The organism is Acinetobacter sp. ATCC 27244 (assembly GCF_000156555.1).
GTDB classification, from domain to species: domain Bacteria; phylum Pseudomonadota; class Gammaproteobacteria; order Pseudomonadales; family Moraxellaceae; genus Acinetobacter; species Acinetobacter haemolyticus.
In genome coordinates this window covers 22,700-40,910 of sequence record NZ_GG665959.1, presented here as the reverse complement: position 1 = coordinate 40,910, position 18,211 = coordinate 22,700, and the positions used below count along the sequence as shown (strand labels likewise).

The following is an 18,211-nucleotide window of genomic DNA, read 5'->3' as shown; positions in this document are numbered from 1 at the left end:
CTGCTATAAAAGTGTTGTTTTTATTATACGTGCCCATTCAACTACAAATGATCAACACCACTAACGAACCCAGCGCACAATATATTCTTCGATTTGCTCTTCATCGATTTCAGTTTCTGAAATACAACGACCTGCGACTGATTTTTTCGCATTGATCACACTTTTGCGTGAGCCTGTCACCAAATAATGCCATGAGGGTAGATTTTTACCCTCGCTTAAACGACGATAGGCACAACTTGATGGCAACCATGAAATATTTTGTAATTGTTCAAAGGTGAGTTGGATACAATCAGGAACTTGTTGTTGCCGATTAGCATAATCTGAGCATTGAGCTGTTTTACAATCTAATAACTTACATGCCACCTTAGTGTATGCCACCTCAGCTGTATCTTCATCTTCCAGTTTAATGAGACAGCACAATCCACAACCATCACACAAAGCTTCCCATTCCGCTTGATTGAGCTGATCAAGCGAATATTGTTTCCAAAAGTTGGGGCGTAGCACAGTGGACATCATGATGTTTTCAATTTCAAACGAGCAATCCATTATAGCATTTTTGTGTCACATTCTTTATTTAAACAACACATTTCACCTATTGAACAGCGCGTGATCGAACATTAGCACCACAGAAAAACAATATAAGGATTAAAAAATATACAATAGGATAGATAGAGAAATAACTAAAAATAGGAGAATACAACATGTTCCGTTGGGCAATTATTTTTGCTGTGATTGCATTAATTGCGAGTTTACTTGGCTTTGGTGGTGTTGCAGGTTTATCCAAAGACTTTGCCGTTATCTTGTTGATTATCGCAGCAATCCTAGCAGTGGTGGGTTTTTTATCTCGCGGTAAGGTTTAAGTTTATTCATCCTGCAATCAAAAGAAGAATCGAAAGATTCTTCTTTTTTTTCACTAAAAATCCAGTTACCAAGAGACTCATTTTTGTTGTTTTAAGATGCCATCAATTACAATATTTTATGTTTTAATCGATACGTTTTAAAAAAAGACTAGGACTTTAAAATGAGCTCTCAAATTATAACTCGTGAAATTGAATATACCGCTCCAGATGGTCAACGCTTAATTGGTTATTTTGCAACACCACATACAGATCAGCCGATTGCAGGTGTCATTGTTGCACCTGAATGGTGGGGTCGTAACGAATATACTGAACAACGCGCACGTGAGCTTGCAGAACATGGTTTTTCTGCCTTAGCAATCGATATGTATGGTGATAAAAAAGTCACCACTGCTGTACCGCAAGCCTCAGAGTGGATGAATCAGACCTTTGAACAACCAGATACGATTGTCAATCGTGCGAAAGCAGGGTTAGCAACCTTAGCAGCTCAACCCGAAGTCAATGCCGAAAAACTAGCAGCTATTGGCTTTTGCTATGGTGGTAAGGTTGTACTTGATTTAGCTCGCTCTGGTGCAGATATCAAAGCAGTTGCCACCTTCCATGCCGTATTAGCAACAAGTACACCAGCACAAAAAGATCAGATCAAAGCTGAAATTTTAGTTTTACATGGTGAGCTTGATAGCATGGTCACCTTAGATAACGTCGCGAGTTTCCGTCAAGAAATGCATGATGCTGAGGTCAGCCATGAAGTCATCATTTTCGAAGATGCTAAACATGGATTCAGCAATCCTCTCGCGGATGAACGTGCGAAGGCGAATAATGTTGACCTCGGTTATAATGCAGAAGCAGAACGCCAAGGTCTTGAAGCCATGTATGAGTTGTTAGATAAGCATTTAAAGTGATTAAAAAAACTATCTCGAAAATCCATAAATATGGAATTAAATGAATATCTCGTTTGTTTAATTCCGAACAATTTCGACTAGTGCAAGGCGACAAGGATGCCGCCTTTGCACAAGCAAATATGAGTAAGGATTGAATAACAAATTTGTTTGTATGCACCAACTCCTCTCTGCTTTTCCGCTATACTAGCCCTCTGCTTTTGATTGTTCTGATTCATGTCTGATTTTTCATTTTCTGATGCACTGCTCGCTTGGTACGACCAACATGGTCGTCATGATCTGCCTTGGCAAATTGCAGATGATCCTTATAAAGTCTGGGTATCAGAAATCATGTTGCAGCAGACACAAGTCAAAACGGTATTGCAATATTTTGATCGTTTTATCGAACGCTTTCCTACCGTACAAGACTTAGGACAAGCCAGTTGGGATGACGTTGCACCTTATTGGGCAGGACTTGGGTATTACGCAAGAGCAAGAAACCTACATAAAGCAGCAGGTATCGTCAGTCAGCGAGGCAAATTCCCTGAAATATTAGAACAATGGATTGAACTTCCAGGAATTGGACGTTCCACAGCTGGCGCACTGATGTCACTCGGCTTACGTCAATATGGCGTCATTATGGATGGCAACGTGAAACGTGTTTTAGCACGTTTTTTTGCGATTGAAGATGATCTATCTAAACCACAACATGAACGTGCTTTATGGCAAATTGCAGAGGATCTATGCCCTCAACAACGCAATCATGACTACACACAAGCCATCATGGATTTAGGTGCGACTGTTTGCACGCCCAAAAAACCATTATGTTTATATTGTCCAATGCAACAACACTGTCAGGCCTATCAACAAGGATTAGAACAAGAGCTTCCATTTAAGAAAGCTAAAAAGCCTGTTCCGATTAAAACAGCCCATGTTTTGCTCATACAATCAGGTGATCAATGGCTATGGCAGCAAAGAGAAGCACAAGGTTTGTGGGGAGGATTATACTGCCTACCTATTATTGAGCAAGCAACCGAATTACAACAGATTGAGCAACACTTTAAACTACAAGCTCAAGTATCATCATTGCAGATTAGCCATAGCTTTACCCACTTTACATGGTTGCTAGAAGGAAAAGTGTTCCACGTGGAACATGATCAAAAAGAACAACTCAGTATTGAGTTGAATGGACACTGGCTTAGCCCAGATCAAGCCATAGCCAAAGGGATCCCTACTGCAATGAAGAAAATGATCAAGGCCGCAGATGCCTAAATAAGATTAAGTCATTATGAGTGTTAGCGCTGTGTTTAGTCGTTCCAACTTTCTATAAAAATGCAAGGAGCCAGTATGCATCATTCAATCCGCTATGCCCTTCTCGGTGTATTGACGATCTTACTCTCAGCATGTGCCAGCACACCTCAAAAACCAACACCGCTACCAAATACCCAAGTCAACAAACTACAAAATATGCGCCTCGATAGCCGATTACCAATACCGGTCAAAGGTATCAGTCGAAGTGCGTTGAGCGACACGTGGGGAGCTGCTCGTAGCCAAGGTCGTCGTCACGAAGGAATTGACATCATGGCAGCACGAGGAACGAAGGTGTATAGTGCAACTGACGGGCTCGTCGCAGACTTACGCAACAACAATCTGGGTGGAAAAGTGGTCTGGATTTTGGGGCCATCAGGATCATGGCACTACTATGCACATCTAGATCGTCATAAACGTGGGCTCAATGTCGGTGATTATGTTCGCAAAGGCGAGCACATTGGATATGTGGGAAATACAGGCAATGCACGCCATACAGCTCCACATCTACACTATGGTATTTATTTAAATGGCAAAGGGCGTGGCGCAGTCAATCCATTCCCTTATTTACGTTAGGAACACACAATGTCAGAAGCATTGATCGAACGACTGGTTGAATTTGCAGAGTCAGGGAATCAACAAAAAATCATTCTCAATGGAACCAGTTATCAAGGCTGGATCATGGAGATTACCGAAGATGCACTGCTAATCAGTACAGGTTTTGCAGATAAATCAGGTAAAGACTTTTGGCTAAAGTTTAATGATTTGGATAGTGCCACACTGTATTATTGGGATAATCATAGTGATGAGTGGGTTGAATTCAAACTCTAAAATTCACAGTATCAGGAGCAACAGATATGACGATTCAACGCTGTGGTTGGTGCTCTAACGACCCTTTGTATATAGCTTACCATGATGAAGAATGGGGCAAGGCTGAACATGATGAAGCACGTTTATTTGAAATGCTTTGCCTTGAAGGTCAACAAGCTGGCTTATCATGGATTACTGTTCTAAAAAAACGTGAATGTTATCGTACCCATTTTTTTCAATATCCAGTTGCACACATCGCAGCACTCACCGATGATCAACTAGAAAATAAGCTCAATGATTCAGGATTAATCCGTCATATCGGTAAACTCAAAGCCATTCGAGACAATGCGATCGCATGGCAAAAACTCAAAGATGAAGTTCAAGATGTTTCCGCTTGGTTTTGGAACTTCGTCAATCATCAAGCACCAAACAACGATGTGATGCATTATCGTGAAGCACCTGCTCAAACAGAAATCAGTCAAATACTTTCCAAAACACTAAAAAAGCGTGGTTTCAAATTTGTTGGGCCAACCACCTGCTATGCCTTCATGCAAGCGGTAGGTATGGTCAATGACCATGAAAACCATTGTCATTTTAAATAAAACGATCCCCTCCAAAGGAGTCCTTTCATGAGCAATAATCAAATTCGCGCTTATGCAGCGATGCAAGCAGGTGAACAGCTGGTTCCTTACCAATTTGATGCAGGTGAATTACAAGCCCATCAGGTGGAAGTCAAAGTTGAATACTGTGGTTTATGTCATTCTGATCTTTCAGTCATCAACAATGATTGGCGTTCTTCAACCTACCCTGTCATTGCTGGTCACGAAATCATTGGCACAATCACGGCGCTCGGCACGGAAGCAAAGGGGCTCAAACTGGGTCAACGTGTTGGGATCGGTTGGACAGCTGAAAGTTGCCAAGCATGTGATCCGTGTATTGGAGGCAATCAGGTGCTCTGTACAGGTGAAAACGTGGCAACCATCGTGGGTCATGCGGGGGGCTTTGCAGAAAAAGTACGGGCTGGTTGGCAATGGGTTATTCCTCTACCCGATGATTTAGCGCCTGAAAGTGCGGGTCCACTCCTTTGTGGTGGGATTACCGTGTTTGATCCATTACTTAAACATAAAATCCAAGCCACACATCATGTCGGTGTGATCGGTATTGGTGGCTTAGGTCATATCGCAATTAAACTGCTCAAAGCTTGGGGTTGTGAAATCACCGCGTTTAGTTCTAATCCAGAAAAAACGGACGAACTTAAAGCAATGGGCGCAGATCATGTCGTGAATAGTCGTGATGCTCAAGCGATTAAAGCACAACGTGGTAAGTTTGATTTATTATTAAGTACGGTCAATGTCACACTGAATTGGCAAGCCTATTTGAGTACCCTTGCACCCCATGGCAGTCTCCATTTCTTAGGTCTTACTTTAGAGCCAGTTCCTGTTTCAGTCGGTGCGCTCATTGATGGTGCCAAATCTGTCACAGGCTCTCCAACAGGTTCTCCTTTGGCATTACGTCAGCTTTTAAAGTTTGCTGCACGTAAAAATATTGCACCACAAATTGAACTATATCCTATGTCACAACTTAATGAAGCCATTGAGCGACTTCATTCTGGTCAAGCCCGCTATCGGATTGTTCTCAAAGCTGATTTTGATTAGGCTGAAGACGAGTCTAAGCTCTGTTTTACCCAATCCGCCAATTGCTGAATCGCTTGGCGGATTTCTTGTGTAAAAGCATGCCCCGCATTTAAACGGATAAAATGCCGATAGCGCTGATCTTCACCAAATACTTCACCCGGTACAATATTGATACCTTTAGCTTGTGCGAGATAATATAGATCAAGCCCTGTAATCGTGTCAGGCAGCTGCATCCATAAAGCATAGCCTCCTTGTGATTGACTTAATGCAATCGGAATCCCCTGAAAAGTTTCTAAAATACAGGCACGATACTGTTCCACCTGCTGCATGAGCTTGGGTCTTAATTGATCTAAATGTTCTCTATAACCACGACTATAGATAAAATCAGCCAAACCAAGCTGTAAAGGCGTATTCACACCAACGTTATTTGCCAATAATTGGGGGCGTAAGGATTCAAGTTGTTGCCCCAAACAGAACCAACCAACTCGATAAGCACTGGATAATGACTTTGAAACTGATGCACACCAGACCACATAGCCCTGTTGATCCCAATAACGAATCGGTAATGGGCGTTCCTTCTGGAAACTACACTCCGCATAAATATCATCTTCAATAATGAAACATTGATACTGCTGCGCCAGTTCAGCAATCCGTTGTTTCTGCTGGTTACTGAGACAATATCCTAACGGATTTTGATAGTTTGCCGTCAATAAACACAGTTTGGCACTGCCCTGCTGCATAAAATGCTCTAAGCGTTCCAGATCTATTCCCTGATGGTCTGCGGGGATTTCAATAATTTTACGTTTTAAACTGGCCAGCATTTGTAGCTGACCATTAAAGGTCGGGGTCGGAATCAGAATACTATCGCCCTCTTTGCTCATTTGCTGGATCAGTAGCGAAATCGCAGGCAAACAGCCATTGCTAATAAAAATATCCTCTGCCGCAATATAAATCCCATCCTCACGCCAATGATCCGCAAGCGCCTGTCTCAACACGTGATGCCCTTGTTTATTGCAATACAGAAAATCTTCAGGCTGGCAATGCTTCAACGCCCGTTGCAAAGAACGGCGCAACCCATCAACAGGAATGAGATGAGGTGAAAGTTGTATTGCCCCGAGTGGTGTCAAATGGCTTTGAATGGAGGCAGTTTGAATCTGATTTTGTAGATCAAAATTGGAAACTTGTCGTGGCATCGATTCAAACTGAGGACTGTCAGGAGCAGGACTTTGATACTGTCTAGAGCTAACAAAATAACCTGACTTGGCTTTGACATAAATCAGCCCTTTTGCTTCCAACAACTCATAGCATTGTTGTGCCGTACTCAAACTGATCTCTTGCTGACGTGCAAACTCACGTAAAGAGCTGAGCTTCTGCTGTGGTTGCAGCTCATGGTGATAAATCTTATGTGCCAACTGTTCGGCGAGACGCTGATATTGAAAAGTCATTCTGTACTGCTTTTTTAAAAATTTCTGTATCTGTATTGGTTTATACAACACTATTAAGCTATAAAAATCAACTACAGGAGGATAAGGCAATGAAAAATAAACTCTTATTTATAGTATGTAGCGTCCTATTTACTGGCTGCCAATTTACCGACCAGACCGTTTATCAACAGCAACAGATCTGTAAAAGACTTGCTGAGGGGTATTTAACCACTCAAAACCAACAAATGTATGAGTTTTGGAAACTTGAACAAAACCCAACACAAGGGCAGCAACATACAATCAAGTTGACCTATAAAAAACCCAATGAAAATGGACTGATTTTATCAGGTCTGCTTTTGCCAACCGTTGAGTTGGAGTGTACTTTAGAACAGCAACAGATTATGGTGTCGCTCATTCAGGCAGCAGGTAAACAAGTCCGTGTTTTAGAGGTTCAACTACCCGATGCAACTAACGACATACCGAGAAACCTTGTTCAAGTTGCTCAGTCAAAAATTCGATAAATAGGCGGACTCGTTTGGGTAAATGTTCTTGTTGATAATAAACCGCATGGATGCGTTGATAAGAATGTTCGATTTGGTCTTCAAACAAAGCCACCAAGCGACCCTCTTCTAAATCTTTCCAGATTTCAAACTCAGATAATCGGGCGATACCTAAACCACGTAAACATAATTGTCGTACCGTTTCTCCACTCGACGCTTTAATACTCGATTGCGCCACAAAGTATTCACCATCGATTTTTATCGGCCATTTATTGATATAAAGTGGACGAGTAAAACCAATCACATCATGCATCGCCAGTTGTTGCGGATGTCGTGGCGTACCACGCTGAGCAAGGTATGCAGGGCTAGCAACGATATATAAACGGCTTTGACACACCAATTTGGCATGCAAACTTGAATCATGCAACTCACCGAAACGAAACGCGACATCGGTTTTATGTTCAAGTAAATCAATCACCTGATCATTACTATTTAACTCAATCTCGATATTTGGGTAGCGTTGATGAAATAACTGCATTAACGGTGCAATCACATGCAAGATAAAGGGTACGGCTGAATCTACTCGAATGATGCCAGACGTATCCTGATCAGATCGAAGTAAGGCTTCTTCGGCTGCGTTGAGATCATTGAGAATTTTACGCGCGTGATTTAAAAACTGTTGACCTTCCTGCGTTAATTTTAATTTCCGCGTCGTACGCTCGAGTAAAGTAACATCTAATTTTGATTCTAAACGACTGAGCGAACGACTGAGTCCGGATGCAGTTTGTCCTAACCGCTCTGCTGCAGCAACAAAAGAACCTGTATCGACAATGGTAATAAAAGCCAGTAGTTCTTCAATACTTGATTTCATAGCGGATCATTATTGATATTGAGTCAACTATATTTTGCAAATTCATCTATTTTTTAGCAACAATAATCGTCGCACAATCACATCATCAACAAAATAGGCTCAATCGAGCACAACAAGATGAGGTGAAGCATGCATATCCCACAGTTTGGTTTAGGTACTTTCCGTCTTAAAGATCAAGTGGTGATTGATTCTGTTAAAACGGCGTTGGAAGTCGGTTATCGTGCAATTGATACAGCACAAATTTATGAGAATGAAGCTGCAGTCGGACAAGCGATTGCCGAAAGTGGTGTTGCACGCCAAGATTTATTTTTAACCACAAAAATTTGGGTTGATCACTTTGCAGAAGATAAATTGATCCCAAGCTTAAAAGACAGCTTACAGAAACTTCGCACTGATGCGGTCGACCTTACCTTGATTCACTGGCCCGCACCACAATTGGGTGTATCCATTCCAGCAGTGATGCAGTTGCTATTAGAAGCAAAACAACAAGGTTTGACTCAGCAAATAGGGATCTCGAACTTTAATATTGCCTTAACCCAGCAAGCGATTGACACCATTGGTGCCGAACACATTGCGACCAATCAAATTGAATTAAGTCCTTATCTACAAAATCTGAAGCTTGCGAATTATCTAACTCAGCAACACATTGATGTGACTTCTTACATGACGCTTGCCTATGGCAAAGTCCTGAATGATCCAACCTTGCTTGAAATCGCAGCACAACATCAAGCAACCACCGCACAAGTTGCATTGGCTTGGGCTTTACAGCAGGGTTATGCCGTGATCCCTTCTTCAACCAAACGTGAAAATTTAATCAGTAACTTAAAAGCACAAGATCTAACGCTGAGTTCTGAAGAAATGCAATTGATTGCTCAGCTTGAACGTAATGGTCGTGAAGTCAATCCTGAACAATGGGCACCTGAATGGGATCAATAATATGAACCGTCACGTTCATTTTACTTTGCTCGCGCTAGCGATTGGTGCATTTGCAATAGGTACAACCGAATTCTCCCCTATGGGACTATTGCCTAATATTGCCAACGATCTAGGGGTATCCATCCCCAGTGCAGGTCTACTCATCACAGGTTATGCATTAGGTGTCATGATATGCGCTCCTATCATGACTCTCTGGTTTGGTGGCTATGCGCGCCGCAATGCACTCATTCTGTTGATGGCGATTTTTACCATTGGAAATCTTATAGCAGCCTTTGCACCCAGCTATATGAGTTTAATGGGGGCGCGGTTGATTACCAGCTTGAACCACGGTGCATTTTTTGGAATTGGATCAGTGGTTGCCGCAAGTGTCGTTCCTGCAAATAAACAAGCCAGTGCGGTTGCAAGCATGTTTATGGGGCTGACCATTGCAAATATCGGCGGTGTACCACTTGCCACATGGGTAGGACAAAATATTGGTTGGCGCATGTCATTTCTTGCGATTTCAGCGCTCGGTCTGATTACCATGCTGGCGCTGTGGAAAGCCCTACCCGTCGGTTCGGTCGGGCAAAAGCCCAATATAAAAATGGAACTGAAAGTCCTCACCCGTTTACCTGTGGTATTAGCACTGCTCACCACTGTATTCGGGGCTTCAGCAATGTTTACCCTCTACACTTACATTGCCCCGAGCTTGGTCGAATTTACCCATGCGTCACCGAGCTTTATCACCATGATGTTGGTCTTGATTGGAATTGGTTTCTCTCTTGGCAATCATTTTGGAGGAAAATTTGCAGATGTATCGATGGATAAAACGCTGATCGGATTCTTAGGATTACTGATTGGCTTAATGGTGATTTTCCCAATCTTGGCTCAAACACAGTTAGGGGCAGCGATTGGTTTAGTACTTTGGGGTACTGCAGCCTTTGCAATCGTACCACCGCTTCAAATGCGTGTGATGTCTGTTGCACGAGAGGCTTCTGGACTCGCTTCCTCAGTCAATATCGGCGCATTTAACTTGGGCAACGCCATCGGTGCAGCAGCAGGAGGTGCCGTCTTAAGTTTGGGTTTAAATTATGCTGCAGTTTCAATGATTGGAGCAGTGCTAGCTGCGATTGGATTAGTTTTAGTTTTCATCCAAATAAAATTAGCCACTAAAAAAAATACGCGGTATCAACAGTGTTCTCAAACTTAAACGAGTAAAAGCCTGATGTAAAATCAGGCTTTTTATTATGATTATTTTAGCAAATCCGGTAATGTCGGTTGCTTATATAAAGGGTTTTGTACTTCTTTTTTCATTTTCATCAGCATCTGATAAGGCTGCTGTTGTACAAACATATTCACAAAACTTAATGGAATTGCACCTGCTGGATCAGCATAACCACGGGTTGAAACTTTCACTTTGTTGTCAGCCACTTTTTGGAAAATCCAATCCCCTTCATAACGACTCAAACGAATAATATCGGGTTGCACTGGATAATCATGCTTAATTGCCTGATTTTTGATACTAATACTGCCATCCGCATTCTTATTCATTTTTCCTTTAATCACCACATCACGATCTTTTAGCGGAAATGGAAAATCCAAAACCATATATAAGATGAACTCACCTTTTTGATCGTCTCGTGATAACAATTGCGCTTTGCCTACGTAGGGTACCCATTGTGGTGTGCGTTCAACATCCAATACCACAGCCACAGCACGTTCTAATGGCACATCAAAAGTGGTTTCTGCTTTGTATTGAATGACTGGATTATTTTCTGTTTGATAGGTCCAAACTTTAATGTCATTACGGTGTAAACTGAGTTTAGGCGCTGTTGCAGCACTGGCGACTAGACTCGCGGTACTAAGTAACGCAGCAAGAACGATATATTTTTTTTTCATGTCATGCTCAATTCTTTTCATCATTACTCGAGCTTGTATCGCCTAAAGATCGACATTACAAGCTCTTTTATCACGTAATATTTAAGGTTTTATACTTCAATTTCATTAAAACCCAAAACATCCTTCATATCATATTTTTGAGCTTTACGTCCTACTACCCATGCAGCAGCACGTACCGCACCTGAAGCAAAGTTCATACGATTTGTAGCTTTGTGTGTCACTTCAACACGCTCACCCTCGCCAATAAACATCACCGTATGCTCACCCACGATATCACCACCACGAATGGTTTCAAAGCCAATCGTTTGACGATCACGAGGTCCTGTATAACCTTCACGGCCATAAACCGCTACTTCTTTTAAGTTACGACCTAAAGTATCGGCAATCGCCTCACCCATCATAAAGGCTGTGCCTGATGGTGCATCTACTTTGTGACGGTGGTGGGCTTCAATAATTTCGATATCAACCGTATCACCGAATACCTTTGCAGCCAACTCAAGTAATTTAATTGATACATTTATACCAACTGAATAATTTGCAGCATATACGACTGGGGTATGTGTTGCAGTTTCATCTAAAAATGCCTTTTGCTCATCCGACATGCCTGTGGTCCCAATCACCATCGCCACACCGGCTTCACGACAAAGCTTTAAATGCTGTTCAGTCGCAACAGGTGCAGTAAAGTCAATCACCACATCACAGTCTTTCAGCACTTCACTCAAACTTCCCACAACTTTGACACCGATGTTGCCAATGCCTGCAAGCTCACCCGCATCTGCACCAACCAAGCTGCTTTCAGGACGCTCTACTGCTGCGGCAAGTTGATAGCCAGCCTGTTGTACTGCTTGAATCAGAATACGCCCCATGCGTCCGCCTGCACCCAAGATCCCAATGCGTGGAGAAGTTGACATAATATTTCCCAGTCTTTTATTTAAACAATCCTGCTACTATAGCAAAACTCTCACATTCCGCTAAAAAATTCCCATAAAAAAACCTGCCGAAGCAGGTTTTTTTGTTGATGCCGATTAATCAAATAGGCGATCAAAGAATGATTTTTTCTTTGGCGACGATGCATGACCATCTCCATCCAAAGATGCTTGTAATTCTTTTAATAACTCACGCTGACGACTGGTTAAGTTCACAGGCGTTTCAATAACGATACGACATAGTAAATCACCAACCATGCTACTACGTACTGGACGGACACCTTTACCACGTAGGCGGAACAGTTTACCTGTTTGCGTACCTTCAGGAATCTTCAAGCTGACGCGCCCTTCAAGCGTTGGAATTTCAATTTCTTTACCTAAAGCAGCATCGGCAATACTAACAGGCACATCCATATAAAGATCTGCACCATCACGCTGGAAGATTTCGTGTTCACGCACGACAACTTCTACATATAAATCACCAGACTGACCATCGCGAATCGCCTCACCTTTACCCGTCAAGCGTACGCGATCTCCATTATCCACACCCGCTGGAATGGTGACTTCAAGTGTTTGTTGACGGTCTGCTACCCCTGAACCATGACAGGTATTACATGGGTTCTTAATGATTTTTCCTTGTCCACGACAAGTACTACAAGTTTGCTGAACCGAGAAGAAACCCTGTTGCATACGGATTTGACCCGTACCGTGACATGTACGACAGGTTTCAACGTCATTTGGATTTTTCGAACCTTTACCATCACAGGTTTCGCATGGTGCAGGTGCAGTAAAGGTAATGGTCTTTTTCACCCCTTTTACCGCTTCTTCGAGCGTCAGTTCCATCACATAGCGGAGATCTGAACCACGACGTTGACGTTGTTGTTGACGACCGCCACCACCGAAAGCACCACCGAAAATATCACCAAACTGGCTAAAAATATCTTCTGCGCTAAAACCGCCACCGAAGCCACCGCCGCCACCAAAGCCGCCTTCAAAAGCACTGTGCCCAGCACGATCGTACATACTACGCTTTTCGCTATCGGAAAGTACTTCGTATGCTTCCGATGCTTCTTTGAATTTTTCTTCTGCTTCAGCGTTGTCAGGATTTCGATCTGGATGATACTTCATCGCCAACTTACGATAGGCTTTCTTGATCTCATCATCACTTGCGGTTTTCGAAACGCCTAAAACCTCATAATAATCACGTTTAGCCATGGTTGGCGATGCTCCTCACGGAATGTATTTAAATCTAAAAAACATAAAATAGGCTCTGCTGGCATTTTATTTATAAAAGCCAACAGAGCCTTAATAAGGACGATCTTATCTATTTACAAGGGTAATTCCGATAAAAAAACAATAAATTTAGAAAACTGCCTTGTTTCTAAAATACTTAGCGATGCCTTTTAACCACGCATTGAGTAAAAATAGCCATGCAATTGCACTAAATATCACACCAGCAACCGTCAAGGCAGTTACCCAAAGTGTGCTGTCCCATGCAAAGAAGAACAATGGAATAAACCACAAAGCAGCAAAAAAAGCCATTATGATGAATAACAGCACATTACGCATAATCCAGAGTGCGTGCGCATGAATCCATACCTCTGCATCATCCACAACAGCAACTTTTCGCGCTAATACATAGGCGAAGGCCGCAAATACGATTGTAAACAATGCAAGAAACATGAACACGTAAGAAATCGCCACGTAACGGCGATGCTGCTCAACCTTATCTTGCCCCATGCTTGATATCACCTCATTCATCACATTTTGCCAAATCGACTATGCAATGGGATTCCATTATTTTTTAATATTAAAATATAGGTGCTACTATATTGAAATTTTCAATATTTCGCACCTCTATTCGCAAAAAAATTATGTGCTAGGTGTTGCTTTCTTAACCTTAAACCATGTTGCATAGAGTGCAGGAAGGAAAAATAAGGTGAGTAATGTTGCAACAATCAATCCCCCCATAATCGCCACCGCCATCGGCCCGAAGAAAATACTGCGGGAGAGCGGAATCATTGCTAACACTGCGGCAAGTGCGGTTAACACAATTGGACGAAAACGACGCATAGTTGCATCAATCACTGCGTCCCAAGCTGCTTGTCCTGCTCGGATATCCTGTTCAATTTGGTCAATCAGAATCAGCGAGTTACGCATAATCATACCAGACAGCGCAATTGTTCCTAGCATGGCCACAAAACCAAAAGGTTTATTGAACAATAATAAGAACGCGACAACTCCGATTAAACCCAGAGGTGCTGTCAGCAATACAATCGTTGCTCGAGACATACTACGGAGTTGGATCATTAACAACGTCATCACCACGACTAAGAATAATGGCATACCGGCATTGACAGAACTCTGACCTCGTGCCGACTCTTCAACCGTTCCGCCCACTTCAAGTAGATAACCACTTGGAAGATCCTCACGCAAAGTTTGCATCTGATCCGCCAATTGTTGAACCACGGTGGCTGGTTGAAGTTGTGTGCGGATATCTGCTCTCACAGTAATGGTGGGTAAACGGTTACGATGCCAAATGAGACCTTCCTCAAAACGTGATTCAATCTGGGCAATTTGCGCCAAGGGCACCGTCGTCCCTTTGCTGGTCGGTACGGCTAAACTGGCTAAAGAGGCAACTTCAGCACGTTCCGTCTCATCACCACGTAAACGAATTTCAATCAATTCACGTTTCTCACGATACTGATTCATGACAGCCCCAGTCACCGAAGCATTGAGGAAGTTTGCCAAATCGACACTACTCACTCCCATCTGACGCGCACGATCTTGATCAATCTCGATTGCAATAATCTTACTCGGCTCTCCCCAATCCAGATGCACGTTGGTGGTATTTGGGTCCTCACCCACCACTCGTGCAACTTTTTGTGCCCATTGACGTACGGTTGCTAAATCCTCACCTGAAACTCGATATTGCAATGGATACCCCACAGGTGGACCATTTTCTAACAATGAAACACGCGTCCGCACTTGTGGCAGCAATTGCTTAATCTGTTGCTCTAAGGAATGACGAATTTCATCTCGATCATCCAAAGATGAAGCCAAAACGACAAATTGCGCAAAGCTCGCCTGCGGGAGTTGTTGATCTAAAGGCAAATAGAAACGAGGTGAGCCTGTTCCCACATAAGCCACATAATTATCAATTCCCTCTTGCTTGGCCAAGAACTGCTCTACTTTTTGTACAGCTTGCTCAGTCGCCGTCAGAGATGCACCTTCTTCAAGTTTTAAATCCACTAAAATTTCAGCGCGGTTAGAGGGTGGAAAGAATTGCTGTGGCACAAACTTAAACATCATTACTGAAAGTACGAATATGCCAACCGTCGTCGCAATGACCGTCTTGCGATAGGTAATACAGATTTCTACAGCCCGACGGAAAGACTGATAAAACTTGGTTTGATAGGGATCATGATGTGCACCATGCGCCTGTACGACTGGTGCAGGCTGCTTACGTAATCGTGCCCACAAACGTAGATACCATGCTGCCTTTTGCTGTTGCTTGCTAAAATCAGGTAATAATTTTTCACCCAAGTACGGTACAAATAATACCGCTGCAATCCAAGACACTACTAAGGCAATCGTCACCACTTGGAAAATCGAACGGGTATATTCACCTGTTCCCGATTGTGCGGTTGCAATCGGTAAAAAACCTGCTGCGGTAATCAATGTCCCCGTTAGCATCGGAAAGGCGGTGGTCTGCCATGCAAAACCCGCTGCTTTGAGTCTGCTGTAGCCCTGCTCCATCTTAATCGCCATCATTTCAACGGCGATAATGGCATCATCGACCAACAAGCCAAGCGCGAGAATCAGCGCCCCTAGCGAGATCTTATGCAACCCGACATCAAATAGGCTCATGCCCGCAAATGTCATGGCCAACACCAGCGGAATTGACAACGCCACCACCAGTCCAGTGCGAAAACCCAAAGAGAAAAAGCTCACCAATAACACGATGATTACGGCTTCGGCCAATACTTTTAAAAACTCTTGGATACTGCGTTTTACTGCGACAGGTTGATCAGAGACTTTTTGCAGTTTCATCCCGAGGGGTAAACTTTTTTGTAGGCGGGTAAATTCGGTTTCAAGGTTTTTGCCCAGAGCAATAATGTCTCCGCCTTTACGCATCGAGACAGCAATACCGATCCCATTTTCACCCATAAAGCGCATACGTGGCTGGGCAGGCTCGCTAAAACCACGATATACCTCGGCGACATCACCCAATTGAATGGTTTTGTCCCCGACCAACAACGGCATTTTTCTAAGCTCATCCACACTATGTAGATGCCCACTGACACGAATCTGAATACGATCTGTGCCTGTTTCAAAGAAACCCGCACTGGCCATGTCATTTTGTTTTTGTATCGCTTCTTGTATGGCGGTAACTGGAACCCCCAGCTGCACTGCCTTAGTATTTGACAGCTCAATCCAAATCTTTTGATCTTGCAAGCCGACTAAGTTGACTTTGCTCACATCTTTGACGCGTTGCAGTTGTAATTGCAAACGATCGGCATATTCTTTCATCACCGCATAGTCAAAATCCTTGCCTGTCAGCACATAAATATTGCCAAACGTATCGCCGAACTCATCATTGAAAAATGGTCCTTGCACCCCATTTGGCAACTCAGCGCGAATATCATTAACCTTTTTACGGACGTTATACCAAACGTCAGGAATTTGTTTTGATGGCAAAGAGTCTTTTGCCACAAAGGTGACCAATGACTCTCCTGGACGTGAGTACGCCATAATGCGGTCATATTGACCTGTGGTCATCAGCTCTTTTTCGATTCGATCTGTAACCAGCGTCGAAACTTCTTTTGCGGTTGCCCCTGGCCAGAAGGTTTGCACCACCATCACTTTAAACGTGAATGGTGGATCTTCACTTTGAGAGAGTTTTGAATAAGACATTATGCCAATAATGCCCAATATCAACATGAAGTAGAGCACAATACCTTTATTGTTGAGTGCCCACTCTGAAAGGTTAAATTTCATGCTTAACCTCCCGTTTTAACAAGAACTTCACGATTTTCACGGTCGATTGGATGGATTTTTTGTTGCTCACGTAACAAATGTACCCCTCCAACGACAACCCAATCGGTTGCCTTCAAACCAGAAATAACGGGCACCCTGTCACGTGCATAAGCACCTAAAGTCACAGGAACTTTACGTAATGTTTTATCCGTATTGACCACCCAGACATAGGCCTGTTGATCTGTCGCGGTAACACTCGATAAAGGTACACTCAATACATCATTTTCATTCGATACAAAGAATACGCGAGCACTTTGACCTAACTGGATACTGGACTGACCTTCGAGCAAGGAAACTTTGACGGTGAAAGTACGGGATTGATCTGCTGCTGGTGATACTTCACGCACCTTTGCAGCAAAACGAGCATCGGGTTGTGACCATAAAGTTACCCATGCAGGTTGCCCAACTTTGATTGCACTGACCGCTTGCTCAGGCACGCCAAAGACAACTTCTCGTTCGCCATCAATTGCCAATTGATATGCTGCTTGTCCCGCAGCCACCACTTGTCCAACCTCAATTTGACGCTGAGTAATCACCCCTTTCTTATTGGAGATCAGTTGATTATAACCAGTTTGATTTGCAGAAACTTGGTAGTTAGAACGTGCTTGCTGCAGATTTGCTTGAGCAGATTCATATTGATTTTTCACGGCATCAAACTGTGAACGGCTCACCGCATTGACAGGTAACAATTGCTGATATCGTTGGTATTCTTCCGTAGCAATTTTGGCTGCGGCCTCAGCACTTTGTAATTGTGCCTTCGCTGCATTCATTTGCAATTGAGCATCTTTTACATCAAGTTTAGCCAAGACTTGCCCAACATTGACTCGATCACCCACCTCAACATACCGCTCCGTCACCTGTCCCCCGACACGAAACGCCAAAGCAGTTTGCTGTCTTGCTTGTACATCACCTGCATAACTTTTTTGATCTGTGTGATTACGACTCGGTTGCGTCACCATGACATAAGGAATTTCCTCGGTTTTAGGAAGCTCTTTTTGGCATGCTGATAAAGTGACACTGCTGAGTACGAGCAACCCCACAATGACATGATTTAGCAAATTCATCTTTTTTCGCTCTTATTCAAATAGATTTTTTAAGGCACAATAAGTTTATTGACAGTTACCATCATAAATTGTTTAATTTTTAATT

Annotated in this window: 19 protein-coding genes; 10 read left to right on the top strand and 9 right to left on the bottom strand. The window is 43.0% G+C overall.

All coding sequences use genetic code 11. From position 1 onward, the window contains the following. Positions 1–60 precede the first annotated feature (60 nt). Positions 61–513, bottom strand: coding sequence for a YcgN family cysteine cluster protein (locus tag HMPREF0023_RS10710; RefSeq protein ID WP_026056253.1), 453 nt, complete (start codon positions 511–513; stop codon positions 61–63). A gap of 188 nt (positions 514–701) precedes the next feature. Here HMPREF0023_RS10710 and HMPREF0023_RS16330 point away from each other — a divergent pair, with 188 nt between their 5' ends. The 7 genes from HMPREF0023_RS16330 (at position 702) to ahr (ending at position 5,508) form a co-directional block, all read left to right on the top strand. Continuing rightward, positions 702–860: a DUF1328 domain-containing protein gene (locus HMPREF0023_RS16330; RefSeq protein ID WP_004637251.1), complete on the top strand. Its 159-nt coding sequence runs from the start codon at positions 702–704 to the stop codon at positions 858–860. Positions 861–1,021: 161 nt separating this feature from the next. Further along, entirely contained in the window at positions 1,022–1,759 is a 738-nt protein-coding gene (locus HMPREF0023_RS10700; RefSeq protein WP_008942091.1) for a dienelactone hydrolase family protein, read from the top strand. 213 nt (positions 1,760–1,972) lie between these two features. Then, positions 1,973–3,007 carry an A/G-specific adenine glycosylase gene (gene mutY / locus HMPREF0023_RS10695; protein WP_008942089.1) on the top strand — a complete coding sequence of 345 codons (1,035 nt, stop codon included), beginning with the start codon at positions 1,973–1,975 and terminating at the stop codon, positions 3,005–3,007. A gap of 75 nt (positions 3,008–3,082) precedes the next feature. After that, the gene (locus HMPREF0023_RS10690) at positions 3,083–3,619 is read left to right on the top strand and encodes a M23 family metallopeptidase (RefSeq protein WP_005088803.1); all 537 of its coding nucleotides are present in this window, start codon (positions 3,083–3,085) and stop codon (positions 3,617–3,619) included. Between the two features lie 9 nt (positions 3,620–3,628). Beyond that, positions 3,629–3,874, top strand: a complete 246-nt coding sequence (locus HMPREF0023_RS10685) for a hypothetical protein (protein WP_008942088.1) — start codon at positions 3,629–3,631, stop codon at positions 3,872–3,874. Positions 3,875–3,900: 26 nt separating this feature from the next. Beyond that, positions 3,901–4,455 carry a DNA-3-methyladenine glycosylase I gene (locus HMPREF0023_RS10680; protein WP_008942087.1) on the top strand — a complete coding sequence of 185 codons (555 nt, stop codon included), beginning with the start codon at positions 3,901–3,903 and terminating at the stop codon, positions 4,453–4,455. Positions 4,456–4,482: 27 nt separating this feature from the next. Continuing rightward, complete coding sequence (gene ahr / locus HMPREF0023_RS10675; RefSeq protein ID WP_008942086.1) at positions 4,483–5,508, top strand: NADPH-dependent aldehyde reductase Ahr; 1,026 nt, start codon at positions 4,483–4,485, stop codon at positions 5,506–5,508. On the opposite strand, the gene HMPREF0023_RS10670 is transcribed toward ahr, so the two are convergent. Further along, on the bottom strand, positions 5,505–6,932 hold the full coding sequence (locus HMPREF0023_RS10670) for a PLP-dependent aminotransferase family protein (protein WP_017396435.1): 1,428 nt from the start codon (positions 6,930–6,932) through the stop codon (positions 5,505–5,507). The genes ahr and HMPREF0023_RS10670 overlap by 4 nt on opposite strands. An 89-nt stretch (positions 6,933–7,021) precedes the next feature. Between HMPREF0023_RS10670 and HMPREF0023_RS10665 the strand changes: the two genes are divergently transcribed. After that, a complete protein-coding gene (locus HMPREF0023_RS10665) occupies positions 7,022–7,432 on the top strand; it encodes a hypothetical protein (protein WP_017396436.1) in 411 nt (136 codons plus the stop codon). Here the strand turns inward: HMPREF0023_RS10665 and HMPREF0023_RS10660 are convergent. Next, positions 7,380–8,282, bottom strand: coding sequence for a LysR family transcriptional regulator (locus HMPREF0023_RS10660; RefSeq protein WP_008942083.1), 903 nt, complete (start codon positions 8,280–8,282; stop codon positions 7,380–7,382). The genes HMPREF0023_RS10665 and HMPREF0023_RS10660 overlap by 53 nt on opposite strands. Before the next feature lie 129 nt (positions 8,283–8,411). On the opposite strand from HMPREF0023_RS10660, the gene dkgB reads away from it, so the two are divergent. Both dkgB and HMPREF0023_RS10650 read left to right on the top strand, forming a co-directional pair. Then, positions 8,412–9,218, top strand: coding sequence for a 2,5-didehydrogluconate reductase DkgB (dkgB, locus tag HMPREF0023_RS10655; protein WP_008942082.1), 807 nt, complete (start codon positions 8,412–8,414; stop codon positions 9,216–9,218). A 1-nt stretch (position 9,219) separates the two neighbouring features. Next, positions 9,220–10,407 (top strand): MFS transporter, encoded by a 1,188-nt coding sequence (locus HMPREF0023_RS10650; protein ID WP_008942081.1) that lies wholly within the window; start codon positions 9,220–9,222, stop codon positions 10,405–10,407. Positions 10,408–10,448: 41 nt separating this feature from the next. On the opposite strand, the gene HMPREF0023_RS10645 is transcribed toward HMPREF0023_RS10650, so the two are convergent. The 6 genes from HMPREF0023_RS10645 to HMPREF0023_RS10620 form a co-directional block, all read right to left on the bottom strand. Beyond that, positions 10,449–11,096 carry an START domain-containing protein gene (locus HMPREF0023_RS10645; RefSeq protein ID WP_017396437.1) on the bottom strand — a complete coding sequence of 216 codons (648 nt, stop codon included), beginning with the start codon at positions 11,094–11,096 and terminating at the stop codon, positions 10,449–10,451. Positions 11,097–11,185: 89 nt separating this feature from the next. After that, positions 11,186–12,007 (bottom strand): 4-hydroxy-tetrahydrodipicolinate reductase, encoded by an 822-nt coding sequence (gene dapB / locus HMPREF0023_RS10640; RefSeq protein WP_008942079.1) that lies wholly within the window; start codon positions 12,005–12,007, stop codon positions 11,186–11,188. A gap of 114 nt (positions 12,008–12,121) precedes the next feature. After that, a complete protein-coding gene (gene dnaJ / locus HMPREF0023_RS10635) occupies positions 12,122–13,237 on the bottom strand; it encodes a molecular chaperone DnaJ (protein ID WP_004637270.1) in 1,116 nt (371 codons plus the stop codon). Positions 13,238–13,384: 147 nt separating this feature from the next. Beyond that, positions 13,385–13,762 (bottom strand): membrane protein, encoded by a 378-nt coding sequence (locus HMPREF0023_RS10630; protein WP_017396438.1) that lies wholly within the window; start codon positions 13,760–13,762, stop codon positions 13,385–13,387. A 132-nt stretch (positions 13,763–13,894) separates the two neighbouring features. Next, on the bottom strand, positions 13,895–17,023 hold the full coding sequence (locus HMPREF0023_RS10625; RefSeq protein ID WP_008942077.1) for an efflux RND transporter permease subunit: 3,129 nt from the start codon (positions 17,021–17,023) through the stop codon (positions 13,895–13,897). Between the two features lie 2 nt (positions 17,024–17,025). After that, on the bottom strand, positions 17,026–18,126 hold the full coding sequence (locus HMPREF0023_RS10620; RefSeq protein WP_008942076.1) for an efflux RND transporter periplasmic adaptor subunit: 1,101 nt from the start codon (positions 18,124–18,126) through the stop codon (positions 17,026–17,028). Positions 18,127–18,211 lie beyond the last annotated feature (85 nt).